Origin of the sequence: Paralcaligenes ureilyticus (assembly GCF_004346225.1) — a bacterium.
GTDB classification, from domain to species: Bacteria; Pseudomonadota; Gammaproteobacteria; order Burkholderiales; family Burkholderiaceae_B; genus Paralcaligenes; species Paralcaligenes ureilyticus.
Genome location: NZ_SMAJ01000003.1, coordinates 339,125 through 365,741, shown reverse-complemented (window position 1 = coordinate 365,741; position 26,617 = coordinate 339,125). Strand labels below are relative to the sequence as shown.

The window sequence follows — 26,617 nt, the reverse complement described above, 5'->3', positions numbered from 1 at the left end:
TCAACGACAACAAATTAAATCCACCAAGCAATTCGCCGCGCATAGGGCCGCAACTATGCCAAACCCAAAGAGGCCAGATCCCCCTGGCCTCGCCGGAGGATTTCCGGGCTGGGGCCGGTCAGGTCAATTACCGTAGTCGGCATGAGCGGGCAGGCGCCGCTATCGATAATGGCCGCCAACTGGTTGGCATAGCGTTCGCGGATCAGCTGCGCGTCATTCAAAGGTTCGTCTTCACCTTCGGGAATGAGTGTAGTGGAAATTAACGGCGAACCCGCGCATTCGATCAAGCCAAGCGTTACCCGGTGATTCGGAACACGTATGCCTATCGTCTTGCGCGAAGGATGGGACACCCGGCGAGGAACCTCGCGGGTGGCCTCAAGAATAAAGGTCCAGGGCCCCGGCGTGGCTATTTTGAGCAAACGGTACTGACTATTGTCGACCCGCGCAAAATGACCGATTTCAGCCAGATCGCGACACAACAGGGTAAGGTGGTGGCGTTCGTCCAGCCCCCGCAACCGCCGCAATGCATCGGCGGCCGCCTTATCGTCCAGACGCGCCAAAACGGCATAACTGGAGTCGGTAGGCACAGCAACCAACCCGCCATCGGCAAGCAGCTGCCCAGCCTGTTTCAACAAGCGAACCTGGGGGTTTTCGGGATGAACTACAAAATATTGAGCCATGGAACGTATCCTAACATTCTTGACGTTCCAGGTTCAGATTTGCTGCGGCCCGAAGCCCCGGGGGACCTCACACGCCGCCGCGGCCCGCCCGCTTGCGAGCCGAAACAGGCACCGAGCTTTAACCGGGCTTTATTTGTGCTGCATCTTCATGGGCATGGTCTGCCCTTCAGCCGCGCCCTTGGCCTGGGAGGCAGCGTCCGATTTCATTTGGTCGGTAGCCGGCATCTGGGCAGGCGCCGCCGTACTTGACGCCGCGGAGCCGGCAGGGATCTTGGTTTCCGTTACTTTGAAAGTAGGCGGAATATCAATTTTCTGAGCTGCAATCCAGGCTTCGTGCGACATTTTTTGAGTCGCGGCTGTCGCCAGAGGGCTTGCCAACATAGCAGACACGAAAAGAGTTGCGTAAAGTTTTTTCATGATAGCCAACACCTTTTAAAAGTTGCTGAACTTTCATCCTAGCGGATTACGATCGACTTGTAACGGTCGATCCGCATCAATTCGTTACATCGACAGTTCAAAGCATGAAGGCCGAACCAGGGTTTTCCCTAATCTCGAAGGAAAACGTCAACGAAATGCGCGTTACTGATTGTTTCGATTTTTTTGTCAATTATTAATTAATTGCTGGGGTGACCGATGGGGCTCGAACCCACGACAACTGGAATCACAATCCAGGACTCTACCAACTGAGCTACGGTCACCACTGCTCTACGAGCACGAGGCCCTTCGAAAGAGAACGTGATTCTAGCATGAACCAGCAGGACGGGCGAACACAGGCCGCATCTATCTATATACTGGCCATGCCTGCCTGGGCGACAATGCGCGAGCGGCACTCATCGCCCGAAAATGGCTCCGGCACAACCCATCACGCTCTCATGACTTCGACATCTATGTATTCATTGCATGACCTGCTCCTCGCGTACTGGCCTCATATCGTCTTTTTAATCAGCCTGATTTCCGGCGCTGCCGCCGCCACGCACGCGGCCATGACCAAGAATGACGTGCGCGCTGCCATAGGATGGGTGGGGGTCATTCTGATGTCGCCGATTTTCGGCCCCCTGTTCTATCTGGTGGCCGGAATCAATCGCGTACGCCGCGACCGAATCTCGCAGCAACGCGACGAAGCCATCAAAGACTATTCGAACAAGCAGGCCGTGCCGGTGGCCGACGTCGCGGCCGACTCGGCCCCGCAATTTGTGTCGCTGCGCACGCTGGGTGATCGGATCACCGGCTTTCCCTTGCGCGGCAATAACCATGTAAAGATACTGCTGGGCGGCGACCAGGCTTATCCGGCCATGATCGCCGCCATTCATGGCGCCCGGAAAACCATTGCATTGCAAACCTATATCTTCGACGATGACCAGGTTGGCCGCGAATTCGCGCAGGCGTTGGCCGACGCTCAGAAGCGCGGCGTGGAAATCCGGGTTCTGATCGACGCCATCGGATCAAAGTACTCACGTCCGCCCATTATTGGCTTGCTGCACAAGAACGGCATTACAGCGGCCTTGTTCATGACCAATCCGCTGGGCATGAAAATGCCCTATGCCAACCTGCGCAGCCACCGCAAGATTCTGATCGTCGATGGACGCCACGGGTTCACCGGAGGCATGAACATACGGGAAGGCTTCGTCTCGGCGATCGCCAAACAGAAAGTGGCCGGCGACACTCACTTCCAGGTTGAAGGCCCCGTTGTCTTGCAGCTCATGTCGGCGTTTGCACACGACTGGGAGTTCACCACCAAAGAAACGCTGCCCTACTCGATCTGGTGCAGTGACGATTGGCATGTACCCTCGCCCGAGGTGCCGGCGCGTTGCGTGCGCTCGGGCCCCGACAAGTTCATTGCGAGCACTCACAATATGCTGCTAGGTGCCTTTGCCGTGGCGCAGCAGCATATCCGCATCCAGTCGCCCTATTTCCTGCCCGACCAGATATTGATAGGCGCCATCAATACGGCCGCGCGGCGCGGCATCCAGGTCGATATCGTGATCCCGGGAAGCAATAACCTGCGGCTGGTCAACTACGCCATGACGGCGCAACTGGACCAGGTCATACGCAACGGCTGTCGCGTCTGGCGCGCCGGCGGCAATTTCAACCATTCGAAACTCATCACTATCGATGCGGCGTGGTCGTATGTCGGTTCGTCCAATATCGACCCGCGCAGCCTGCGCCTGAACTTCGAACTCGACATCGAAATATACAGCCGCGACACCGCGCGAGACATTGAGCGCCTGATCGATAGCGAGATCGAACATGCCGATCCCGTCACCCTGGAAAACCTGGCCGCCATCCCGTTTCGCAAGCGGCTGCGCAATAAAATCATCTGGCTGGCCAGCCCCTATTTATAGGCGCCGGCAAGCCCTTCCGCCACTGGTGCGCAGCCCGGGCCGGGCGAGCGCCTACATATGGTTAGGGAGCCACAACACGATCTGCGGATACACGCAAGTCAGCACGATGAACAACATAATGATGACAATGAACGGCGTCACGCCCCACAACAACTCTTTAAGCGGGATTTCGGGCGCGATGCCCTGAATCACAAACAAGTTGAGCCCGAGTGGTGGATGGATCAGCCCTGCCTCCATCAGGATCGTCATCTGCACACCAAACCAGACCAGGTCGAAGCCATGCGCCTGCAACGCCGGCAGTATCACCGGCGTAATGAACAAGATGATCGCCACCGGTGGCAAGAAAAAGCCGAGGACGACAATCAGTACGTCGATCCAGAACAGAAACTCCCATCGCGACATCTCAAGCCCGACCATCCAGTGCGTCGCACTCTGGCTAATATGCAGGTAGCTCATCACATTGGAGTAGAGAAACGACATGGCGATGATCATCATCAGCATGCACGATTCCTTGGCGGTGCTCAGCAAGATGGGGCCTAACTGGCTCCACCGATAGCAACGATATACCAGGATCACCATGACCAGAGTCGAGAGCGCCCCTATGCCGGCCACTTCGGATGGTGTGGCGAATCCTCCGTAGAGGGCAACCATCACAATAAAGATAATGATGGCGAACGGCACCAGTCTGGGCAGTGATTCGAAACGCTCGCGCCAGGTGAACATCTGTTGCTGAGTACGCAAATGCGCCGCATCGGCGCCCCCGCGATGCATCACCCGCTTGTCGTCCCGACCCGCCTTGAAGGCGACCCACAACGCAAACAGAGCGGCAAGCAAAATGCCGGGAATAATACCGGCGATAAATAGTTTCCCGATTGATTGCTCGGACACAATCCCGTAAAGAATGAAAGTGATGGAGGGTGGGATCAGGATGCCCAGCGTACCACCGGCGGCAATGAGCCCCCCCGCGAGCCCGCCCGAATATCCACGTTTCTTCATCTCCGGAATGCCCATCGACCCAATGGCTGCCGCGGTGGCTGTGCTCGACCCGCACATTGCGGCGAAAATAGCGCAACCTACAACATTGGCGATCCCCAGCCCTCCGGGCAGCTTGCTGAGCCAGCGGTAGGCGGACTCGTACAAGTCCACCGACGCACGTGTCCTGCCGATCGATTCACCCATAAGGATGAACAGCGGAATAGCCAGCAGCGTAAAGTTGTCCAGACCGCCGTAGAGGGTTTCCGGGATGGTGAGGATCAGCGCCGGCGGCATGAAGATCACCATGAATAACAGCGATATCACACCCAACGCAAACGCGACCGACATCCCGCTCAACAGCAACGCCAGCGTTCCCGCCACAAATAACATTCCAATATTGAATTCGCTCATCGCGCGCTCACCCCGGTGTCTGCGTTACCCAAAGAACCGCCCTTGCGGTGCAGGTGCGAAATCTGTTCGACGATTTGTATCAAATACTGCAATGCCGTCAGCAACATCCCGATGGCAATCAAGGCAAACGGAATCCACAGATGCGGAGCCCATATGGAATCCGTGGTCCAGCCTTCGCTCCAGGCTTGCATACCGTACAAACCGACCCGGACGCTGAGAAACCCACAGATCGCGAACGACAGGATATCGCCAAACAGCACGCGCCACGGTACCCAGCTGGCCGGCAACACCAGATCGAGCACCTCTGTGCCGATATGACCCCGCTTGAGTTGTGTGAACGACGACGCCAGGAAAGTAGCGGCAATCAGCAGAAAAATGTTGGCTTCCATCGACCAAGTGTGAGGCCGCACCAAATAGTAGCGCCAGATCACCTCATAGGTGATGCAGCCAGCCGACACCACAATCAGCACGCCACTGAAGTATCCAGTGATGGTGCTTATACCCTTCATCATGCGGCCAAAGCCGCGCCAAAATCTCGTCACCATGATTTCCACGCCATAAAAAGGCGGCAAACCAAAAAGGTCTGCCGCCTCGCGCTACGCGCACATTTACTTGGCACTGACCGCTTCAGCCATTTTCAAGATATTGGCACCGTCTTTGACATGATCGGCAAAGTTCTTGTAGGCGCTTTTCTCGGCGACCGCTTTCCACTGATTGAACTGTTCCTCATTCATCGTAAGCACCTTATCGCCGGACTTGCGATAGACATCGGCCAGCTTGGCATCATCCTTCAGGCATGCTTCGAGGGAAAATTTTTGCAGTGAATGACCCACTTCCTTCACGATTTTCTGCTGTTCCGGCGTCAGCTTGTCATAAGCCGCTTTCGACATCAGGAGCGGTTCGAACATATACCAGAAGGTGTGGTCCTGCGCCGTCGTGACAAACTTGCTGACCTCGCTCAACCGAAAGCTCATGAGCGATGCGCTTGAAGTCCAGATTGCGTCGACCACGCCGGATTGCATGGCGTTATACGACTCGTTGGACGGAAAGGAAGCCAACGCGCCGCCGGCCCCCTGCAGCATGAGGTCGATCATTTTGCCGGCGCCGCGCACTTTGAGCCCCTTGACGTCGGCAGGCACCAGAATGGGCTTGTCGCGCGACGCGACACCACCCGCTTGCCAGACCCAGCTGATAATCACCACGCCGTGGTCCTCAAGGTATTTCTCGAGCCACTTCCCGACCGGCGCATCCTCCCATGCGTAGGCCTGCTTGTAGTTTCTGATCAGCGCAGGCATCAGCGTAATATTGGCGGCAGGCAGCTTGCCGGCCGAGTACGCCAGCGGATAAACCGACATGTCCAGCGAGCCATTGGCCATTGCGTCGAATTGCTGTCCAGCCTTATATAAGGATGACCCGGGGTAAATCTGAAATTTGAGCGCACCGTTGGTGCGCTTTTCGACTTCCGTGGCAAACTTGCGCGCCAATTGGTCGCGGAAATCGGTGTTCGCAGGAAATTGGTGTGAAATCTTAAGCACCGTCGGGCCCGCAGCCACCGCCGGCGTACCCAAAAATGTAGCGCAACTTCCCAGCACCGCCGCCAGAATCAGACGGCGAATAGTCTTGTTCCTCATAAAGCCTCCTTTAACAACCCATTAATCAGCAAATGGAATGCTGGCCTTGTTGTAATGTTGCCAGCAGACTATCGACTACGGTTCTATACTTGTTTGACGAGCCATTCCTTACTAATGTAAACAGTCAATATCATTGGTGTCCAGTTAAATCTGCTCTATAACGTGTCATGACCGATCGTGGCGTGCAACACGCTACTTGTCCTTATACGCCTCGCGCAACACGTTCTTTTGCACTTTGCCCATGGTGTTGCGCGGCAATTGGTCTATGACATGGACCCGTTTGGGCACCTTGAAGTTGGCGATGCGCGATTTCAGTTCGGCTTGCAGGCTTGCGCCATCGATCGCGGCACCCGCCCTGGGTACGACGACCGCCACGACCGCTTCTCCGAAATCCGGATGAGGCACCCCGATCACCGCCGATTCGGCCACGCCTGCCATTTCGTCGATGATGGTTTCGATTTCCTTGGGATAGATGTTGAAGCCGCCTGAAATGATCAGATCTTTGCTGCGTCCCACGATCGAAAGATAATGATCGGGAATGTGCGAGTCGCCGCCAAAACGCCCAACGTCGCCCGTCTTGAACCAGCCGTCGGTGGTGAATTCCGCGCGCGTCTTCTCGGGCATGTGCCAATAGCCCTTGAAAATGTTGGGCCCGCGCACTTGCACATGGCCGATTTCGCCAGTGGCCAGGACTTGATTGGCATCGTCGACCACACGAACCGACACGCCCGGCAAGGCCGGCCCAACGGTGCCTCCCACGCGTGCGCCCAAAGCAGGATCGCAGGGATTGGAAGTAAGCATGATGGTTTCGCTCATGCCGTAGCGCTCAAGTATCGTGCGGCCTGAGCGAGTCTGGAATTCTTTGAACGTATCGGTCAGAAGCGGCGCCGAGCCGGAAATAAACAGCCGCATGTTGCGGCACAGTTCCTGGGTAAACCGCGCATCGGCGAGCAGACGCACGTAATACGTGGGTACCCCCATCATCAGGGTGCTTTGCGGCAGGTAATGCAGCGCCTGCTCGATATCCAGCTTGGGCAGCCAGATCATGCGGGCGCCTGCCAGCAGCGCGCCGTGCGACGCGACAAACAGCCCATGCACATGGAAAATCGGCAGCATGTGAAGCAACACATCGTCCGCACGCCAACCCCAGTAGTCTTTCAGAACCCGGGCATTGGAGACCAGATTGCCATGCGTCAGCATGGCGCCCTTGCTGCGCCCGGTGGTGCCGGAGGTATACAGAATAGCCGCAACATCGTCACTTTGGCTGACCGCTGTCTGAAAGCGCGAGGCCTGTTGCGACGCCGCCGTCAGGCACGTGCCGCTGCCATCCTGATCCATCGTGTAGACGTGTGGCGTGTGCGATTTCCGGGCCAGGTCATCGATCCAGTCGCGATTCTTGCTGGTGCATACAAGCACGGACGGCTGGGCATCGCCCAGAAAATACTCCACTTCGCCGGCCCGATAGGCCGGATTCAGGGGCAGGTAAGCCAGACCTGCACGTATCGTGGCCAAGTACAGCATCAGGGCCTCGGGGGATTTTTCAACCTGTACCGCCACGCGGGCACCCGCGGGCAGATCAAGCCCGCACAACAGATTGGCAAAGCGCGCCGATAGTTGATCGATATCGTCCCAGCTGTAGTCGCGCTCTGGCGTCTGGATAGCGACCCCGCTTCGATCAACGGGAAACCCCGACTCCAGCACAGCGTACAGATTAGCGTTGCTCACTCAGATAACCTCTCCAAAAACTGTGCGTCGCGACTCGCAAGGCTTGTCGCGACGCACGTGGCCCGATCGGCCGGTTGCTCTTAATACAGACTAGGCAGGCGCACTCATCGCCACCTTAGATGCCGGGCGATCCTGGGCTTTCCTGCCGCAAGCTGCAACAGGTTTTCATCCAGTTCGTCCAGGCTATACAGATAATTCACCATCATCGCGCAAGACTGCTGCAAACCCTTGGGCGAGCAATCGGCTGCCCAGTTGATGCGCTCGATGCGCGCGCCGTTGCCCAGATGAAATCGCGCTACGGGATCGATCAGTTGGCCACTTTTTATCGACGTCAGATAGTGAGCCGCCAACTTCAGGCCGGCACGCTGCACCACGTCGGAAGCGTCGCCGACCGCCGCCTTCTGCAATTGCGCCACCCATCGCAACCCGCTGCGGACGCTATCCTGCGCATATTGATTATCGGTCCGATCATGCAGCAACTCTTGCAAGACTTTGCCGTCCTGCTTGCCCAACCAGGCCGCAAAACCCGGTATGGGCGACAAAGTCGCGAACGATTTAAGGTTCGGCAATTCGGAGAGCAGTTCGTCAATAACCCTTTTGAGCAGGAAATTTCCGAAGCTGATGCCCCGCAAACCCGCCTGCGTACTCGAAATGGAATAAAAAATAGCCCAGCGAGCCTTGCTAAGATCGTCGGGCGGCGTTTGCATATCCAGCAACACCTGAACGTTATCGGCCATCTTCGGAGCAAAAGCCACTTCGACGAATATCAGCGGCACATCATCCATGCCAGGATGGAAAAAAGCGTAGCAACGACGATCTTTCGCGACCCTGCGGCGCAATTCGTCCCACGAGTGGATTTCATGCACTGCTTCGTATTGAATCAGCTTTTCGAGCAGCGACGCCGGCGAATCCCAATTGATGGGCTTGAGTTCCAGCATGCCCACATCGAACCAGTTCGACAGCAAACCCTCCAGCTCGCGCTCGAGCAAGGTCAGCCCGGCAATCTGCTTGCGCCAACGCAACATATCGGCCCGCAAGCCCACCAGGAATCGCAAGCCATCGGTTTGGGCGTTCAGGCGCTTGAACAGACGCACGCCCAGATCGTCGCGCGGCTCTATGCCCGCACTGGTCTGGGCCAGCTCGGCCAGCAAGAACCGCCGTTCGGCGTCGTCGGCCGTTGTATAGCGTGTGCTCCATTGCCTGGCCAGCCGATTGGCCGCCACGTCGGTCAGCCGCGCCGCAAACAGAGTTTGGGTTTCGACGGGTGCGGGCAGGCGATCGCGCTCCAGCCATCGCCCCAGGCGGGCAATCAGACCGTGAGTGGGCTCGCGGTTTTTTTCCAGAGTATGTTCGGGCAAGGATGGGGCAGACTCGCCAGTGTGTGAGTCGGGTTGGGTAATCAGTTCCGTTCCTCCCAAAAAAACAAGTCCCCGCAGCAATGATAATGCGTAAATTTGGACGGCAAGTCAATATCTTAAAAGCAATTGCCACTGCTACGTATTATCGGACGAATGGCAGCCACAAGGGCTGCCGCTACAAAAACGTACCCGCGAATAATGTAGCGCCACCCCTTGTGGGTGGCAAAAACCCTGGCAATTAAGACGACATCCACATATTTATCAGATAGATGGGTGCCACACGGGTCGCGCGGTATGTATTATTGGACGAATGGCAGCCACGAGGGCTGCCGCTACAACAAAGAAGGGCCGGCTTCAAACTCGAAGCCGGCCCTTTCAGTGCAACATCAAAGGAACTTTAACGGAACCACCCAAATTGCTTACTTTTGCGTTTTTGCCGCAGCCGCGGCCTTCGAACCGGCGGCCGGGGCCGCTTTCTTGGCACTCATCTTGTGTTTGGCAGCATGCTTGGCTTTCGCGTGCGTGGCCGACGCAGCCGTCCCGGCGGCCGGCGCGGCGCCGGCTGCAAAGGCAGAAGGCGCGAGCGCCACACCCAAGCACAAGGCAGAAGCAGAAAGGGCAAGAGCAATACGCGATTGTTTGATCATTTAAGTGACTCCTGGAAACTTTCCCGGAGTGCTCGCGCACCCGGGAGATTTGAGCCGGCAGACATTGCGCGACTCATGTGATTAAGAACCGTGCCCGCTCCATTTAGTTCGAGCCCCATATGCAAAGATGTGCATTATCTGTAGCTATTTAATTCGTCCTGGCAGCCCGCAAGCCACCGTAAGCCTTGATTCACAAAGGTTTGCGTCCAATGCGCCAACACAGTCGGTGACAAGTCTGAAGCAGGCTGAAACACGATCAAAGCTCACTCGAGTCGGGGGGTATCATGAGAAGGCTCGATTCACTGCGCATCCATTGCGTTCGATCACGCGCAATTCTCACTATTACAGGAGCAAACAATGAAGGCCGTCACACCCGCCACAGTCGACGACATACAAGCCGACTGGCATGATGAAACCCTGGTATTGCATGGCGACGCAGCGCTGGCGACCGACCCATCCGTCGTGGCGCCCATTCATTACAGCGCCACTTTCAGGGCGAACTCGCCTGCCGAGTTCGCCGCGATGGCCAATATGTCTCGCCCGGCGGGCTTGTATACGCGATATGGAAATCCCGTCCACAAACGCGTCGAAGCGATTCTTGCCGCACTCGAAGGCACTGAAACCGCGCTGTTGATGGCCTCGGGTATGGGAGCCATTAGCACGACCGTGCTAAGCCTGGTCACCAAGGGGGACCATGTCATTGCGCAGAAACGCCACTACATGAGCACCTCCAAGCTGTTTGAAGAAGTACTGCCGCGATTCGGCGTCGACGTCAGTATCGTCGATCAGACCGATCTGGCCGCCATCGCTGCCGCCATTCGGCCCGAAACCCGCCTCATCATGGTGGAAACACCGGTCAACCCCACCCTGTCGCTGACCGACCTGGCGGCGGTGGCCGAACTGGCCCGGGCCCGCGGGATACTGACCATCGCGGACAACACCTTCGCCTCGCCCCTGAATCAAAAACCTCACGCGCTGGGTATCGACATCGTGGTGCACAGCGCCACCAAATATTTCGGCGGGCACCACGACATCACCGCCGGCGCCGTCTGCTGCTCGGCGCAGCTGGCCGAACAAATCTGGCAGATGCACGTCACCATCGGCTCGGTGCTCTCGCCCATGGATGCATGGCTGCTATTGCGGGGGTTGCGGACCTTGTCGCTTCGGCTCGAACGCATCAATGCCAACGCGCTGGAGCTGGCCGCTTGGCTGGAAACCCAGCCGCAAATCGAACGCGTGTTTTACCCGGGGTTGAAGAGCCATCCGCAATACGAACTGGCGCAACGCCAGATGAAGGGCTTCGGCGCCGTCATTGCCTTTTCCATCAAAGGCGGGTTTGACCTGACCAGCCGGTTCGTTGCCTCGCTGCAGTTGGCCACCCACGCGGTCAGCCTGGGCGGAGTGGAAACCCTGATCGTGCATACCGCCGCCATGTGGGCCGGCACCATGACCGAAGCGCAAATGGAATCGGCCGGCATTGAAGCCAATTTTGTACGCATGTCGGTGGGCGTGGAGCACATCACCGATCTGAAGGCCGATCTGGGACGAGCGCTGGCGGCGTTAAAGCAAGCCTGACACAGAGCCGGTACACTTGAAAAACCCACCCCACATACTTACGGAAATAATGATGAAAGCTGCCTGGTATGACGATAGAGGACCGGCGCGCGATGTACTTCAGGTCGGAGACTTGCCCAAGCCAACGGCCTGGGCCGGCGAGGTGCTGGTGCGAATCCACGCCAGCGGAATCAACCCTTCCGATACGAAGTCGCGCAGCGGCGCCGGAGCTCGCCCAAATACTTTCCCCCGGGTCATTCCTCATCAAGACGGGGCCGGCGTCATCGAAGCCGTTGGCGAAGGTGTGGACGCCAGCCGTATCGGTGAACGCGTCTGGATATATGAAGCGCAGCTGGGCCGCCCTTTTGGCTGTGCCGCCGAATACACCAGCATCCCAGCCATCAACGCTGTTCCACTTCCGGCCACGACAAGCTTCGAGGAAGGCGCCGGCTTGGGCGTCCCTGCCTTGACGGCTCATTATTGCGTGACGGCCGATGGCCCGCTCAATGGAAAATCCGTCCTGGTCACGGGCGGCGCCGGGGCAGTCGGCTTTTACGCCATCCAGTTCGCCAGGCGGGAAGGTGCGACCGTCATAGCGACCGTCCGGACTCAAGAACAGGCACGGATTGCACAGAATGCCGGCGCACATCACGTCCTCTATCGCCTGAAAGACGATATTGTTGCCGGCATAGCCGGAATTACCGGGGTCGAAGACGGCCGCGGTATTGATCGCATCATCGACGTTGCGTTCGGTACAAATCTGGATACGAGCCTGAAAGTCCTAAAAACGAACGGAGTCATCGCGTCCTACGCGTCAGACCAGACCCCGGTTCCCGCCGTGCCTTTCTGGCAGTTGGTAAGGCTCAACGCCACGGTACGGTACGTTCTGGTTTATGCAATGAGCCGCGACGCTCATGCCAAGGCCATTGCCGCTGTCACCGACGCTCTGGCCAAGCAGCAACTGAAGCACAATATCGCGGCCCGGTTTGCACTGGACCAGATCGTCGATGCCCACGAAGCTCTGGAGTCGGGCAAAACCGTCGGGAAGATCGTCATTGCCATGGGCGAAAACTGATTGAAAGGCCCGGTCACTGCCGAAAGCCGCTGGGGTCGATCGCGAGGCGATTCAGCTTGTCATACAGCGTCTTGCGTGAAATCTTCAATACTTTAGCCGCGTGCACCACATTGCCTGCGCAACTGCGCAGCGCTTCCTGTATCAACTCATGTTCAGTCTGTTCCAGGCGATAGGCCAATGAATCAGCATTGTCAGGGGGCTGCACCAGCCCGTCTTCAACGCCCAGGCAAAATCGCTCGGCCGTGTTCCTCAATTCGCGCACGTTGCCCGGCCAGTCGTGCTGTTGCCAGCGCAGCAAGTCGCGACTGGACCATTGCGGCGGCTCGCACTGATAGCGCCGCGCCGCGTCGGCAATGAAATACGCCATGAGGAGCGGAATGTCATCGATCCGTTTGCGCAAGGGCGGCAACTCGATGGACACGACATTCAGGCGGTAATACAGGTCGGCCCGGAATTCGCCCCGGTCGCAGGCCTGCTTGAGATCAAGCTTGGTTGCGGCTATTACCCGGCAATCGACCGGTATCGGTGTATTGCTGCCTAGCCGTTCAACATAGCGTTCCTGCAACACGCGCAACAATTTCGCCTGCAGATTCAGCGGCATGGATTCAATTTCATCCAGGAACAGCGTGCCGCTCTGGGCATATTCGATTTTCCCGATGCGACGGCGGCTGGCTCCCGTAAACGCACCGGCCTCATGGCCAAACATTTCGCTCTCGAAAATGTTTTCCGGCACGGCGGCGCAATTTAGCGCAACAAAGGCGCCGCGCCTGCCGCTGGCGGTGTGGACCGCTTTTGCCAGCACCTCTTTGCCTGAACCCGTTTCGCCGCAAACCAGCAAATCGGCCGAGGTCGGCGCCAACGCGGCGATCAGTTTGCGAACCTGCTGGATCGCGGGAGACTGTCCAATCAAAGGGGTAACTTGCAACTCCTGCAATTGATCTTTCAGGCGCTGATTTTCAGTGGCCAGAGCGCGGCGCTCCATGGCCCGGCGAACCACATCGACCAGCCGCTCGGAATGAAAAGGTTTCTCGATGAAATCGTAGGCCCCGGCCCGCATGGCTTTTACCGCCAGGGAAATATCGCCATGCCCGGTAATCAGAATCACCGGTAGATTGCGGTCCAGACGCAGCAAATCGACCAGTAACGACATCCCGTCCATACCGGGAAGCTGCACGTCACAGATCACGGCCGCCGGCCGTTCGCCGCCAATGCTGGCCAGCGCGGTTTCCGCATCGCCAAAACCATGCACCGGAATACCCGCCAAGCGCAGGGCCTGCCCACACGCATGCATGACGATTTCATCGTCCTCGATCAAGTACACGAGACCGCCTTCGGCGATGGAGATGGGGTTTTCCGTGCTCATACATGCTCCAGGACAATGGTGGCCTCGGCGCCGCGACCGGGCGCATTATATATCTGCAGCTGGCCGCCCATTTCTTCTATGATTGCCAAAGAAATGGCCAGACCAAGCCCGATACCCTGGCCCGTGGGCTTGGTGGTGAAGAACGGTTCAAAAAGATGCTCGCGTACGTCGTCCGGGATACCCGGACCCTGATCGCGTACGATGATGCGCACACGGCCCTCTTGCACGTGGACGGCCACAGACAGCACGCTACCTGGCTGATCGGCCGCGGCATCCAGGCCATTGCGCAACAGATTGACCAGGACTTGCTCGAGCCGTATGGGGTTGCCCCAGGCAAGCACTTCCGAGCTGGTATGCACCAGTTGAACCTTGGCCGCAACCTGCTTGCGGCGGGGCTCGACCAACATCAGCGCTTGATGAATGGAATTACTGACATTGACAGGCTCGCGCCCAACATTGTCCTTGCGGGAAAAAGCCTTGATGCTGGACACGATGTTACCCATGCGGGCGGCAAGCTTGCTGATCAGAGAAACATTCTTGCTGACTTCATCGATCTCTCCACGCTTGACCAGGTGAACCGTATTGTCGGAAAGCGTGGTCAGGGCGGCCAGGGGTTGGCTGAGTTCATGCGTAATGCCGGCCGCCATCTGACCCAATACGGCCAATTTTCCCGCCTGTACCGCGCTGTCGCGGGTTTCTCGCAAGATATGCTGGGCGCGATCCAGCGCCGCAATTTTTTCGGTGAGATCGGTCGTGCGCGCGGCGATCCGTGTTTCCAGTTCCGCATGCGCCCGATCCAGTTCATTTTTTGCGCGGCGCCGCTCTTCGTAGCGCTTGCGCTGCTGGTTACGCACCATGAACAGGGCCGCCACGAACGCGGCGACAAAACCCGCGCCTATGCCTACCACCCAGGATAATTGGCGATCCCGCTGCGGGTCGACAAGTATGGCCAGCTTCCACCCGAGCGGCCCCACCGGCACATACTCGGCAAGCAATGCCTGCCTGGGTTTTCCTGGAAGCGCCACATCAAGAGTGTGCGGCAGAGTGTTGCCGGCGGTATCGCCGACAGAGCCGTCCAAAGGATCGAGCGGCTGATTGCCGTATTGACGATTCTGATTCACGGAAGCGCGTTTCTGTGCACTCAGGGTAACCAGGGTATGGTATCGCCAGGCAGGAACCGAGGACAGGAAAATAATCCCGCCCGAATCAAGCAGCATGACCGTATCGCTGCCCTGCGAAAGCGCCGATTCAAACTCATTGAGACTGATCTTGACGACGACAACCCCGCGCGCGCCCGTCGGCGTACGCATGGATGTAGCAAGAAAATAACCAGGCTCGTGGCTAGTGGTGCCAATGCCATAAAAACGCCCCTGGCCAAATTGCAGCGCATCGCGAAAATAAGGGCGGAAGGTATAGTTATGGCCGACAAAGGTGTCGGATTCATCCCAATTGCTCGATGCCAGAGTCAAGCCATCGGCATCGATGAGATAAGCGACCCGCGAATCGGTGGTCACTTGAACGGCACGCAGGTATTGGTTGGCGGCTTGCTGAGCTGCCGCGTCGCCCGGATTATCCAGCAAGCTGCTCATTTTCTTTTCGAACGAAATCACCTTCGGCAACGACTCGTACCTCACCAGGGTCGACTCCAGACTCAAGGAATAAAACACGGCACGCTGATGTGCTTGCTCGAGCGTGGCCCTGCTTTCCCGGGCAAAGACGATGCAAGCGGCGATATAGCCTATCCCGACGCAAGCAGCGAACAGCAAATAAATGCGCAGGCGCCGGCGGGCAAAAAGATATCGCATGCAATCGTCCAATGATCGTTGAAATTCAACCGAAGCAGAATAACCAGTAGGGTCGGCGGGATCAAGAGGGCGGAAAACCGCACATGAGAAACACTTGATTCTGCCCATCTACACACTTGAGCCGACTGCCTGGCATAACGAGAGGGGCTCGATAGCCCCGTCGTGCCTGCCTTTGATGCCTATTCTGCTTTCTTCACGTTTCTGGCACGGTTCTTGCGTGATCAGAACCAGCCACTCTTGACAGTGGCATTCACAATACCATGGAGACAGCATGACATTGGCAAAAGCGCAGGCGTCATTTCCGCAGAACGATTGGGTCAAGGCGCCCGGGGCAAAATGGCCCCTCGAAAAACCGCTGTGGAATGCCTGGGGTATAGCGGACCTCGAGCAATTGCCGGCTCGACAGGCCCAGGAGAGGCCGACACCAAAAGCGAAAGCAGCCTCGTTTGAGGCCCAGGCCAGGCAAAAACCGGCAGACAAAGAAGGGGAATTACACGCCGCACACGAGAACACGGCCGCCTCGCTGGCGGCCAAGCTGCCTACCCTCTCCCGCGCCACCAATGCCCATGCCTATCTACGCCGTAAAGGAATCAGCGCCCACGAGGGCCTGAAAAAAAACTGCTATGGCAATCTCGTGATTCCCGCACAAGATATACACGGCAAAGTATGGGCTGCCCAAAAAATCTATACGGACGGCAACAAATGCTATCAGGCCGACAACCTCAAGACGGGGTGTTTCCACGTCTTGGGCGCGGCACCTGGCCAAGGTGTCGCCGTACTGGCCAAGGCTGCAGTCATTATTCTTACCCAAGGGTACGCCACGGCCGCCACCATAACGGAGACCACCTCTCATCCCACCGTTGCCGCCTTTGACAGCAACAACCTCGTACCCGTCGCGCAAGCCTTGCGCGGATGCTTCCCCGATAAGCCCATATTGATATGCGGCAACGACGACCGCCACCTGGAACACCGCAGCAGGCTCCATGCCAAATTCCACGCCGGCTACCGCAACGCCACCAAGGCGGCCGAAGCCGTCGCCGGTGTTGCGGTCTTTCCTCCGTTCACTCAAACCGAGACGGCCGAGCGACCCAAAGAATTCATCAGCTTCAATGACCTGGCGCAAAAATCCACTCGTGGGCGCGCCGCCGTCGAAATAGCGATCCGCGCCGGTATTGGCCGAGCGAAGGATGCAATCCAATAAGAATAATTGCGAATAATCATGGTGCGGCAGGAGGGTCTCGAACCCCCGACCCCGGGCTTAGAAGGCCCGTGCTCTATCCAGCTGAGCTACTGCCGCATCGAAAGGAAGGCATTTTACCCTGCTGCCGGAAAATCTGGAAAAGCGCGAGGCAGACTTACATCAGGTAGCTCAATTGGGCAGCGACAATGCTAAAGTTCAAAGCACCCTGCTCTATCGGCACCAGCGCTCCATGATCTCTACCGCTCGATTTCCAACCCTTCAGTTCCACGCCTTAATCATCATACTGGCCGCGTCGCTGTATGGCCTGCCCGTAGCCAAGGCAGGCGTCGTCTATCGGCTTGATCAAACACACGCCACCGCCGGCGAGACCGTTGTCGTGCGCGCCGTATTATTCAACGACACGCAAAACGAACTGAACTGGGTGCCCCCAAAAAACCTGGTGCTGCAGTGGCGCAGCGACACCGGGCAAGCCATACGCAGCCTGGCTTATCTGGACACGGCACCCGGTCAAGCCAACGTGCCTGTCAACAACTTCGTTCAGTTTGCCTGGCGCGCCGTGGTACCCAAAGGCGTCAAGGGTTTGCAGGCGGTCAATATCGAAGGCCAGCCCACCCTATTGGCGCTCGATACCAGCCCTCTGGAGAAAAGCCCGATAGCGGGAACACCGGCCAATGTCCCTGTTGTCGATGCCGGTGCGGCTCGCGCCGGCCAACAGCGCGATCCGGCCTTGCCCGACAATGTCGTTGCAGCCGCCGGCGCGTCGGTAAGATCAGGCCCTGCCGTTGCGCAGCAAACCGTCAACGCCCCGCCCTCTGCGTTCGAGACCTTCAGAAACTCCCTTTCCCCGTATGAGCCTGTCTATTTCGATGTAGGCACCAAAGGGGGTGCCAACGCGCGCTTTCAACTCAGTTTCAAATACCGCCTGTCTACACCGGCCGATCCGGAAAACCCGGCATTCATTGACCATATGTACTTGGGCTATACGCAAACTTCCCTGTGGGATCTGGCCGGCAACTCCAAACCTTTTGTCGATACCACGTACAACCCCAGCCTCTTCTGGCACAAAGATGCGCTCTGGCAAAATGAGAATAAAAAATGGTTTCTGGGCTTGAGCACCGGCGTTGAACATAAATCCAACGGCAAGGGCGGCACGGACTCGCGCTCGCTGAACGATGGCTTTGTCGAACCGCAATTCAATTACCGTCTTGACGGCGGCAGCACACTTACTTTTGCGCCGCGTGTAAAAGCCTATTTTGCGACCCGCGAAAACCCCGATTATGCGGACTATAACGGGCGTGTAGACTGGAAGCTGCGCTGGGCGCAAGACGACGGCCTGGTCCTTACAGGTCTGTACCGGCAAGGCAGCCAGGGCCACGCGACCCAGATCGAAGCTGCGTGGCCGCTGCGGCGCACCTTCCTGAACATGAACGGTTATCTGCATGTGCAGTATTTCAACGGCTACGGCGAAACGCTGCTGGGCTATAACCAAAGAAGCGGCTCGCAAATCCGTATCGGCCTGTCTTTGGTGCCATAGAAAATTCGTTGTACGTACCGCCGATACAATATTTCATGCGTAGGGGCGGCAACTTATCTGCGCCGCGCCCTTGGCCGCGCGGTCGCGCTTGCGGCGGGGGCTTCGGACTCACTGTCACAGGCATGAATCAGGAATTGCCGGAATGTGTCCACGAGGCCTTTGGGCTCCGCCTGCCTGGGCCAAAGAAGGCCGACATCCATGGGCGCGACGGGATCTGCAATGGGAATAGCCATGATCTTCTTGCCTTCCAGCGACCACGGGCGATACACCAGGTCCGACAATATCGATACGCCGAAACCATACGCGACCAGGCCGCGCAGGGCCTCCAGAGAACTGGTGCGCATCGCGATCTTGAGCGCGCTGCCATTTGCGCCCCAATGACCGGTAGCAGCAGAATCGGCATCATCCACCGTCAGTAATATATAGGGGCACTTTGCGATCTCATCGAGGCTTATGGCAGACTGCGTGGCTAAAGGGTGCGAAGCCGCTGTCCACACTCTGCGGCGCGAGCGCACCAGCAATCGATGGCCATAGCGCTGCACATCGGCGATATTGGATATCAACCCGACTCCCAGGTCTATGCTCTGGTCGGCCAGTGCCTGTTCCAGCGTAATTCTGTCCATGTCCACCAGGTCTATCTCCACTTGCGGATAGCTGTGTTTGAAACGGCTCAGCAAATCCGGCAGGAAATAGCCCAATACCGTATAGGTAGCGGCAATCCGGATCGTTCCCTGCACAGTCTGGGTGCGCAAGCTGGCATGCCGCATGGCATCGTTGACCGAGTCCATGACATGTCGGGCATGGTGGAAAAACACTTGCCCTTGCGTCGTCAGCACCACACCATGCGGCAGACGATCGAACAAACGTACCTTCAATTGCTTCTCCAGGCTCTGGACGGCGCTGGTAATGGCCGATTGCGATACATGTTCGGAGATCGCTGCCGTGGAAAATTGCCCTGAGCTCGCCGCAGCGATGAAGTACCGGAACTGTCTCAACGTGACTTCGCTTTTCATCTGTTTTTTTAATACCTGATACCTGAAAATTTGATTTTACGATACCAATATAAATACATACACTAATAAAATAAATTATCCTTACAGGAGACAATCGAGATGAATGCCCCCCTTGATCAGGCGGTGCTGTCCCGGCTCGCCAAGGTAAGCCTTGACGACAAATACACGCTCGAAAAAGGCCGCGCGTACATGAGCGGCACGCAGGCCCTGGTGCGCCTGCCCATGTTGCAAAAGCTGCGCGACAAGCACGCCGGGCTGAATACGGCGGGCTTTGTTTCGGGCTACCGCGGCTCGCCGCTGGGCGGGCTTGATCAATCATTGTGGAAAGCCAGACAGCACCTGACCGACAACGATATCGTCTTCCAGCCTGGCGTAAACGAAGACCTGGCGGCCACCGCCGTGTGGGGATCGCAACAAGTCAACCTCTATCCCGATGCGACGCGCGACGGCGTGTTTGGCATGTGGTACGGCAAGGGGCCAGGCGTCGATCGATCCATGGACGTATTCAAGCATGCGAACTCGGCCGGCACGTCTCAATACGGCGGCGTGCTGGTGCTGGCGGGCGACGACCATGCCGCCAAGTCATCCACGCTTGCGCACCAATCCGAACACGTCTTCCAGGCCGCCGGCCTGCCCGTTCTATACCCCGCCAACGTGCAGGAATATCTGGATTACGGCCTGCACGGATGGGCCATGAGCCGCTATTCAGGCTTGTGGGTGGCCATGAAATGCGTGACCGATGTGGTCGAATCCACCGCCTCGGTCGATATCGACCCCGATCGCGCCAACATCGTCATCCCGTCCGATTTCGCCTTGCCCCCCGACGGCCTGAGCATACGCTGGCCCGATCCGCCGCTCGTGCAGGAAGCGCGGTTGATGAACTACAAATGGTATGCCGCTTTGGCATACGTGCGCGCCAACAAACTCAACCGCATCGTTATCGATGGACCCCAGGCGCGATTAGGCATCATGGCCGCCGGCAAGGCCTACCTGGACACCCGCCAGGCGCTGGCCGATCTGGGTCTGGATGAACGCAGTTGCGCGCAAATCGGCATACGCCTGCTGAAGGTTGGCTGCGTCTGGCCTTTGAATGCGCTGGATGCGCGCGAGTTTGCGACCGGCCTGGACGAAATCCTGGTGGTCGAAGAAAAACGGCAAATCCTGGAATATGCCCTGAAAGAAGAGCTTTACAACTGGCGCGACGATGTGCGCCCCAAGGTATACGGCAAGTTCAACGAAAAGGACAACGCGGCGGGCGAGTGGTCGATACCTCGCGGCGACTGGCTGCTGCCACCCCAAGGCGAATTGTCGCCCGCCCACGTCGCCCGCGCCATTGCCAAACGCCTGGAAAAAGCCATTCTGCCTGCAGACATCCGGGCCCGGATCGCCGCACGCGTAGCCATTATCGATGCAAAGGAACGAGAGCGATTGCAGCCCATTGCCGTCGCCGAGCGCAAGCCCTGGTTCTGTTCGGGCTGCCCGCACAACACTTCCACCCGGGTGCCCGAGGGTTCGCGTGCCATGGCCGGCATAGGCTGCCACTATATGACCATCTGGATGGATCGCGACACCTCGACCTTCAGCCAGATGGGCGGCGAAGGAGCGGCCTGGATCGGCCAGAAATCATTCACCACGACCAAGCACGTTTTCGCGAATCTGGGTGACGGCACCTATTTTCATTCGGGCATCCTGGCCATACGTGCCGCAATCGCCGCCAACGCCAACATCACCTACAAAATTCTGTATAACGACGCGGTCGCCATGACGGGCGGCCAACCCGTAGACGGCACCCTGAAAGTCACCGACGTCATTGCCCAAGTGCATGCCGAGGGCGCCAGGAAAATCGTCGTCGTCACCGACGAGCCGGAAAAATACCAAGGCGTGGCGCTAGCGGGCAACGCCCCTGTCTACCACCGCGATGAGCTCGACCGGGTACAACGCGAATTGCGTGAGATCGAAGGCACCACAATTCTCGTCTATGATCAGACCTGCGCCACCGAAAAACGCCGGCGCCGCAAACGGGGCACCTATCCCGATCCCGCCCGCCGTGTCTTTATCAATGACGCCGTCTGCGAAGGTTGCGGCGACTGCTCGGTCAAATCCAATTGCCTATCCGTCGAGCCCCTTGAAACGCCGCAAGGCACCAAACGCAAGATCAACCAGTCCTCATGCAACAAGGATTTTTCCTGCGTGAACGGCTTTTGCCCCAGCTTCGTCATGGCCGAAGGCGCGCAGGTTAAAAAACCCAAAACCCACGCTCCGCAAGGCGGCAAGCCCGATACGGCCGATTTGCCTGTCCCCGCGCTGCCCGCCATACACGGCACCTACGGCATCCTGGTGACCGGCATAGGCGGCACAGGCGTCGTCACCATAGGCGGGCTGCTGGGCATGGCCGCACACCTTGAAAACAAGGGAGTGACAATCCTCGACATGACCGGCCTGGCGCAAAAAGGCGGAGCCGTATTAAGCCACGTACAGATAGCCGCTACGCCCGACGACATTCACGCGACCCGGATCGCCACCGGCGAGGCCGAACTCATCATCGGGTGCGACTCTATCGTGTCGACCTCGGCCGAAGTGCTGGCGAGCGTTCAAAAAGGGGTGACACAAGCCGCCATCAATAGCGCCAATACGCCCACCGCCGAATTCATCAAAGACCCGAAATGGCAGTTCCCGGAAGCTTCGGCCGAACACAATCTGAAAGAAGCCATAGGCCAGGATTGCGAGTTCATCGACGCCCGGGCGCTCGCTGTCCAGTTATTGGGCGATGCCATCTACACGAACCCGTTGATGCTGGGTTATGTCTGGCAAAAAGGCTGGGTACCGCTTTCGCATGAAAGCCTCGTGCGCGCCATTGAGCTCAACGACGTCATGGTGGAAAAAAACCTGGCCGCCTTCGAGTGGGGCCGTGCCATTGCCAAACGCGGGCCAGAGGCGATTGCGCCGGAGTTGAAAGAATCCGAAACCCACGGGATGCCGGAAACCATGGCGCAGGTTATCGCCATGCCCGAAACGCTGGCCGCGCTCATTGAACGAAATGCTCAAATGCTTACGGCATATCAGAACGCCGCCTACGCGAAACGCTATGTCGACGCGGTGAAATCGATCCAGACAAGCCGGAACTCAATAAGCGATGGCCAGGCGCAAGAATTGACGCGCGCTATTGCACAGAACCTGGCCAAACTCATGGCCTACAAGGACGAGTACGAGGTGGCGCGGCTTTATGCCGACCCGGCCTTTACCGATAAACTGCGTGCGCAGTTTGAAGGAGAGCCGGGCAAGGACTACCAACTGAAGTTCTATCTGGCGCCCCCGCTGCTGGCCAAAAAAGATGACAAAGGCCATTTGATTAAAAAACAGTACGGCCCATGGATGATGCACGCGTTCAAACTGCTGGCGAAATTCAAGGGCTTGCGCGGCACGGCGCTGGATGTCTTTGGCAAAACCGCCGAGCGCCAGCAGGAACGCCAGTTGGTGGACGATTATCTGGCACTGGTGCGGGAATTGGCGCAAAGCGTCAACACACACAATATAGGGTTTGCCATCGACCTGGCCAAACTGCCTGACGATATACGGGGCTTTGGGCATATCAAGGACGCGAATCTGGCGGCCGCGCAAAAACGCAGGGAGATGTTGTTGCAGCGTTATCGTGGTGAGGCGGAGTTAAGCCGGGTGGCGTAGGGGTGGTCGGACGAGATGGCAGCCACGAGGGCTGCCGCCACATCACGTTCCGATCCGTTTTTAAATATCGTCAATACGTGCCCGTCGAATCCGTTTTTAAATATAGCCAATACATGCCCGTCGATCATGTAGCGGCAGCCCTTGTGGCTGCCATCCGTGCCTCAACCTGCCATCCCGCCAAAACCGCAGTCCCTCATATCGCCAGATAGCTCCGAATGACTTCGGGGCTTTGCCGCATCTCCTGCATCGTGCCGCTATATTGCACAACGCCTTTTTCCAGCACATACGTCCGGCCGGCGACGAGTTGCGCAAAATGGATGTTTTGCTCCGACAGCAAAACGCCGGTTCCTTGCTGCTTCAAGGCCAGAATCATGGCGGCCATTTGTTCCACAACCAGCGGGGCCACGCCTTCGGACGGTTCATCGAGCAGCAAGACACAAGGGTTTCCCATCAAGGTTCTGGCCACCGCCAGCATCTGCTGCTCACCGCCGCTCAAGGTACCCGCCTGCCGGTTTTCCAACGGCCGCAAAATCGGGAACAAATCGAACAGCGCCTCGATGGTCCAGGCCGAAACCGGCCGGCCATCAGGCCAATGCCGCGCCGGCTGATGCCCTAAATCCAGATTTTGACGGACACTGAGGTCGGTGAACAGGCGGCGGTCTTCAGGTACATAGCCCAAGCCCAGGCGGGCAATCTGGAAGGGCTTGCTCGCCGTAATCGAGTTTCCCATAAAGCGTATCTGCCCGGAACGCCTCAAACCCAGGTTCATGATCGCTTTGAGCGTCGTCGACTTACCGGCTCCGTTGCGCCCCATCAAGGCGACGACTTCGCCGCGCCTTACTTCCAGATCAATTCCGTACAGGACGCGCGCCGCGCCGTACCAGGCATCCAGGCCATGCACCGCCAGCACAACTGCCGCAGCAACACTCACGATGCCGCTCCCAAAACCGGCGCTTCGAAGGTCTTGCCACTGCCAAAGTAAACCTCCTGAACCTTCGGATGATTGCGCACATCCTGGGCACTGCCTTGCGCAATCAGCGTGCCGCGTGCAAGAACGATGATCCGGTCGGCGTAGGCAAACACCACGTCCATGCTGTGTTCCGTAAACAGCACCGCCATCCGGCGCTTTTCTGCCAGGCTTTTTATCAGGGAAAACAAAGCGTGGCGCTCCGCAGACGCCATGCCGGCCGTGGGCTCGTCCATTAACAATAACTTCGGATCATTGGCCAGCCCCATCGCCAGTTCAACGCGCTTTACATCGCCATAAGCCAGCTCGCGGCAAGGCTTGAAAGCGTGTTCCTGCATGCCAACCTGGGCCAGCAGCGCGAGCGCATCCGAACGATAGATTTCGTGCGCGGGATGCCAGAACGAATAGACCCTCCCGTGCCGCGCCACCAAAGCCGTCTGGACATTTTCCAGCACCGTCATCGACGAGAAGGTGGCCGCAATCTGAAACGTTCGCCCGACCCCCAGACGGGCGATCTTGCGCGAAGACAAGCCCCTCAACGCCATGTCACCCAGCATGATCGACCCCGAATCAGCGGCCAGCTGTCCGCCGATCATATTGAATATGGTTGATTTTCCGGCCCCATTGGGGCCGATCAGCGCAAGCAACTCTCCGGCCGCCAATTCGAAGCCGACGCCATCGACCGCGACGTTGCCCCCAAAGCTTTTCTTAAGGTCGGTGACCGCGAGCAAGCTCATGCTGAACCTCGCCGATCTTGAACCGGCCCGGGCGATTGCGTCTTGTACGAAGCCAGCAGCCGCTTGCAAGAACCTGCAATCCCTTGCGGAAACGCCAGAACCAGCAGCAGAATTACACCGCCCAACAAAGCGTGCCAATACTGCGTGAAGCCCGAAAAGTAATCTTGCAGCATTTTGAATGCGGCCGCACCGACTAGCGGCCCAGCCAGCGTCTGCACGCCCCCGAGCATCACCATAATCAGTCCGTCTACCGATTTTCCTATGGAAATGACATCGGGCGAGGCACTGCCTTTGGAAAACACATACAAGGCGCCCGCCAGCCCGGCCCATGCGCCGGCCACGACAAAGGCAGCCCATTGCACACCCTTGACATTGACCCCCAGCGCATCGGCGCGCAGGGCTGAATCGCGGCTTGCCCTGAGGGTCAGGCCAAAGGGAGAAAAGACGGCTCGCCGCAAGGCCAGCAAAGCAAGCACCACTACGGCAAGCACAAAATAATAATAGTTGCCGCCCGATAGCCAGTCAGGCGGCCAGATACCGATAATGCCGTTGGAGCCTCCGGTGAAAGCATCCCACTGATACGCCACCGACCATACAATTTGCGCAAAGGCCAATGTGAGCATGGCCAGATACACACCCGAGAGGCGCACGCAAAACCAGCCGAAAATCACGGCTCCGGCACCAGCCACAAGTGGGGCGCCGACCAAGGCGGCAACCATGTGCCAGCCGGCCATTTTCAAAAGCAGGGCCGCTGCGTAGGCACCCAAACCAAAATACGCCGCGTGCCCGAAAGAAGGCATGCCGCCCGGCCCCATCATGAAATGCAAACTGGCCGCAAACAAAACGGCCACGATAATATCCAGCGCCAACACCGGCGCATAAGGAAAGGCGTGGGCCAGCAGAGGCAAAGCCATCAAGGCCAGTACCAGCGCCAGCATGGCCATCTTGAACCCGCCTCGCGATCGCTCCAGAGGCGTTTCAGGCGCTTCGGTATTGCGTATGGCCGCCAAGGGCTTGCCCAGCAAGCCCCAGGGGCGAAACACCAGCACCAGCGCCATGAATATGAACTCGGCCACCAAAGTAAGTTTAGGAAAAGCAAACTCAAAGCCGCCGAAAGACACCACACCCAGCGCAATACAAAGCGCTTTGACCTGCGCAATGATCAACGCAGCCAGATAGGCGCCGGGAATCGACCCCATGCCCCCGACCACCACCACCACAAACGCATCGCCAATGACGCTCATGTCCAGGCCCAGACTCGCCGGCTGTCGCGGTATCTGCACGGCCCCGCCAAAGGCGGCGAGAAAAGCCCCCAGGGCAAACACGCCCGTAAACAGCCAGGCCTGATTAACTCCCAGGGCACCCAGCATTTCACGGTCCTGAGTCGCCGCGCGTATCAGCGTCCCCCAGCGCGTGCGGGTCAACAGCAGCCAAAGGCATGCCAGCACCGCCGGGCCAAGGGCAATCAGCGCCAGATCGTAAACGGGCAGATAGCGATCGAACACGGGAATCGCACCGCTCAGGCCCGGGGCCAACGGTCCCAGCAAATCCTCGGGGCCCCACAGCCAAAGCGTGGCATCGTTAATGACCAATACCAGCGCGAAGGTCGCCAGCAACTGGAACATTTCCGGCGCCCGGTAAATGCGCCGCAGCAACCCGATTTCCAGCGCAGCGCCCAGCGCTCCCACACACAGCGCGGCCGCCATCAGGCATAGCCAAAAACCCAACGGCCCCTGCCCCCAATGCTGCGTGAACGTATATGCAATGTATATGCCCAGCATGTACAGCGAGCCATGCGCGAAGTTGACAATACGCGTGACGCCGAAAATAAGCGACAAGCCCGCCGCCACTAAGAAGAGCGAGGACGCCTCTGCCAGGCCATTCAGAAACTGAACGAGAAAGCCGCTAAGATGCATGG

General features: G+C 58.1%; 20 protein-coding genes and 2 tRNA genes. 6 read left to right on the top strand and 16 right to left on the bottom strand.

Annotation, left to right across the window (positions count from 1 at the left end; all coding sequences use genetic code 11):
• Positions 1 to 53 precede the first annotated feature (53 nt).
• The 3 genes from EDC26_RS06305 to EDC26_RS06295 all read right to left on the bottom strand — a co-directional run bounded on the left by EDC26_RS06305 (position 54) and on the right by EDC26_RS06295 (position 1,378).
• Positions 54 to 680: an L-threonylcarbamoyladenylate synthase gene (locus EDC26_RS06305; protein WP_132580541.1), complete on the bottom strand. Its 627-nt coding sequence runs from the start codon at positions 678 to 680 to the stop codon at positions 54 to 56.
• A 129-nt stretch (positions 681 to 809) separates the two neighbouring features.
• On the bottom strand, positions 810 to 1,097 hold the full coding sequence (locus tag EDC26_RS06300) for a hypothetical protein (protein ID WP_132580539.1): 288 nt from the start codon (positions 1,095 to 1,097) through the stop codon (positions 810 to 812).
• A 205-nt stretch (positions 1,098 to 1,302) separates the two neighbouring features.
• Positions 1,303 to 1,378, bottom strand: a tRNA-His gene (locus EDC26_RS06295).
• Positions 1,379 to 1,426: 48 nt separating this feature from the next.
• Between EDC26_RS06295 and EDC26_RS06290 the strand changes: the two genes are divergently transcribed.
• Positions 1,427 to 3,022, top strand: a complete 1,596-nt coding sequence (locus tag EDC26_RS06290; RefSeq protein ID WP_132580537.1) for a phospholipase D-like domain-containing protein — start codon at positions 1,427 to 1,429, stop codon at positions 3,020 to 3,022.
• 51 nt (positions 3,023 to 3,073) lie between these two features.
• On the opposite strand, the gene EDC26_RS06285 is transcribed toward EDC26_RS06290, so the two are convergent.
• The 6 genes from EDC26_RS06285 to EDC26_RS06260 all read right to left on the bottom strand — a co-directional run bounded on the left by EDC26_RS06285 (position 3,074) and on the right by EDC26_RS06260 (position 9,769).
• On the bottom strand, positions 3,074 to 4,408 hold the full coding sequence (locus EDC26_RS06285; RefSeq protein ID WP_132580535.1) for a TRAP transporter large permease: 1,335 nt from the start codon (positions 4,406 to 4,408) through the stop codon (positions 3,074 to 3,076).
• On the bottom strand, positions 4,405 to 4,953 hold the full coding sequence (locus tag EDC26_RS06280; RefSeq protein ID WP_132580533.1) for a TRAP transporter small permease: 549 nt from the start codon (positions 4,951 to 4,953) through the stop codon (positions 4,405 to 4,407). The genes EDC26_RS06285 and EDC26_RS06280 overlap by 4 nt, the downstream gene beginning before the upstream one ends.
• Positions 4,954 to 5,016: 63 nt before the next feature.
• Entirely contained in the window at positions 5,017 to 6,039 is a 1,023-nt protein-coding gene (dctP, locus tag EDC26_RS06275) for a TRAP transporter substrate-binding protein DctP (protein ID WP_132580531.1), read from the bottom strand.
• Positions 6,040 to 6,231: 192 nt separating this feature from the next.
• Positions 6,232 to 7,764, bottom strand: coding sequence for a malonate--CoA ligase (locus tag EDC26_RS06270; protein WP_132580529.1), 1,533 nt, complete (start codon positions 7,762 to 7,764; stop codon positions 6,232 to 6,234).
• Positions 7,765 to 7,868: 104 nt separating this feature from the next.
• Positions 7,869 to 9,122 carry a malonyl-CoA decarboxylase domain-containing protein gene (locus EDC26_RS06265; RefSeq protein ID WP_243700806.1) on the bottom strand — a complete coding sequence of 418 codons (1,254 nt, stop codon included), beginning with the start codon at positions 9,120 to 9,122 and terminating at the stop codon, positions 7,869 to 7,871.
• Positions 9,123 to 9,541: 419 nt separating this feature from the next.
• Positions 9,542 to 9,769, bottom strand: coding sequence for a hypothetical protein (locus tag EDC26_RS06260; protein WP_132580527.1), 228 nt, complete (start codon positions 9,767 to 9,769; stop codon positions 9,542 to 9,544).
• A 357-nt stretch (positions 9,770 to 10,126) separates the two neighbouring features.
• Between EDC26_RS06260 and EDC26_RS06255 the strand changes: the two genes are divergently transcribed.
• Entirely contained in the window at positions 10,127 to 11,344 is a 1,218-nt protein-coding gene (locus tag EDC26_RS06255; RefSeq protein WP_132580525.1) for a trans-sulfuration enzyme family protein, read from the top strand.
• Positions 11,345 to 11,393: 49 nt separating this feature from the next.
• The gene (locus tag EDC26_RS06250; protein ID WP_207915074.1) at positions 11,394 to 12,398 is read left to right on the top strand and encodes an NADPH:quinone reductase; all 1,005 of its coding nucleotides are present in this window, start codon (positions 11,394 to 11,396) and stop codon (positions 12,396 to 12,398) included.
• A gap of 13 nt (positions 12,399 to 12,411) precedes the next feature.
• Here EDC26_RS06250 and EDC26_RS06245 read toward each other — a convergent pair whose 3' ends face one another.
• Positions 12,412 to 13,761 carry a sigma-54-dependent transcriptional regulator gene (locus tag EDC26_RS06245; protein WP_132580523.1) on the bottom strand — a complete coding sequence of 450 codons (1,350 nt, stop codon included), beginning with the start codon at positions 13,759 to 13,761 and terminating at the stop codon, positions 12,412 to 12,414.
• A complete protein-coding gene (locus EDC26_RS06240) occupies positions 13,758 to 15,566 on the bottom strand; it encodes a sensor histidine kinase (RefSeq protein ID WP_165930936.1) in 1,809 nt (602 codons plus the stop codon). Before EDC26_RS06240 ends, EDC26_RS06245 begins: the two co-directional genes overlap by 4 nt.
• A 271-nt stretch (positions 15,567 to 15,837) precedes the next feature.
• Between EDC26_RS06240 and EDC26_RS06235 the strand changes: the two genes are divergently transcribed.
• Entirely contained in the window at positions 15,838 to 16,767 is a 930-nt protein-coding gene (locus EDC26_RS06235; RefSeq protein WP_132580519.1) for a primase/helicase family protein, read from the top strand.
• Positions 16,768 to 16,786: 19 nt separating this feature from the next.
• On the opposite strand, the gene EDC26_RS06230 is transcribed toward EDC26_RS06235, so the two are convergent.
• Positions 16,787 to 16,863, bottom strand: a tRNA-Arg gene (locus EDC26_RS06230).
• A gap of 133 nt (positions 16,864 to 16,996) precedes the next feature.
• On the opposite strand from EDC26_RS06230, the gene EDC26_RS06225 reads away from it, so the two are divergent.
• Positions 16,997 to 18,301, top strand: a complete 1,305-nt coding sequence (locus EDC26_RS06225; RefSeq protein ID WP_132580517.1) for a phospholipase A — start codon at positions 16,997 to 16,999, stop codon at positions 18,299 to 18,301.
• 53 nt (positions 18,302 to 18,354) lie between these two features.
• Here the strand turns inward: EDC26_RS06225 and EDC26_RS06220 are convergent, their stop codons facing one another.
• A complete protein-coding gene (locus tag EDC26_RS06220; protein WP_132580515.1) occupies positions 18,355 to 19,314 on the bottom strand; it encodes a LysR family transcriptional regulator in 960 nt (319 codons plus the stop codon).
• Positions 19,315 to 19,413: 99 nt separating this feature from the next.
• On the opposite strand from EDC26_RS06220, the gene EDC26_RS06215 reads away from it, so the two are divergent.
• Positions 19,414 to 22,995, top strand: coding sequence for an indolepyruvate ferredoxin oxidoreductase family protein (locus tag EDC26_RS06215; protein WP_132580513.1), 3,582 nt, complete (start codon positions 19,414 to 19,416; stop codon positions 22,993 to 22,995).
• 193 nt (positions 22,996 to 23,188) lie between these two features.
• On the opposite strand, the gene EDC26_RS06210 is transcribed toward EDC26_RS06215, so the two are convergent.
• The 3 genes from EDC26_RS06210 to EDC26_RS06200 are packed head-to-tail and all read right to left on the bottom strand — an operon-like array spanning position 23,189 to position 26,615.
• On the bottom strand, positions 23,189 to 23,926 hold the full coding sequence (locus EDC26_RS06210; protein WP_243700805.1) for an ABC transporter ATP-binding protein: 738 nt from the start codon (positions 23,924 to 23,926) through the stop codon (positions 23,189 to 23,191).
• On the bottom strand, positions 23,923 to 24,699 hold the full coding sequence (locus EDC26_RS06205) for an ABC transporter ATP-binding protein (RefSeq protein WP_132580509.1): 777 nt from the start codon (positions 24,697 to 24,699) through the stop codon (positions 23,923 to 23,925). Before EDC26_RS06205 ends, EDC26_RS06210 begins: the two co-directional genes overlap by 4 nt.
• Positions 24,696 to 26,615, bottom strand: coding sequence for an ABC transporter permease (locus EDC26_RS06200; protein WP_132580507.1), 1,920 nt, complete (start codon positions 26,613 to 26,615; stop codon positions 24,696 to 24,698). The genes EDC26_RS06205 and EDC26_RS06200 overlap by 4 nt, the downstream gene beginning before the upstream one ends.
• Positions 26,616 to 26,617: the final 2 nt, after the last annotated feature.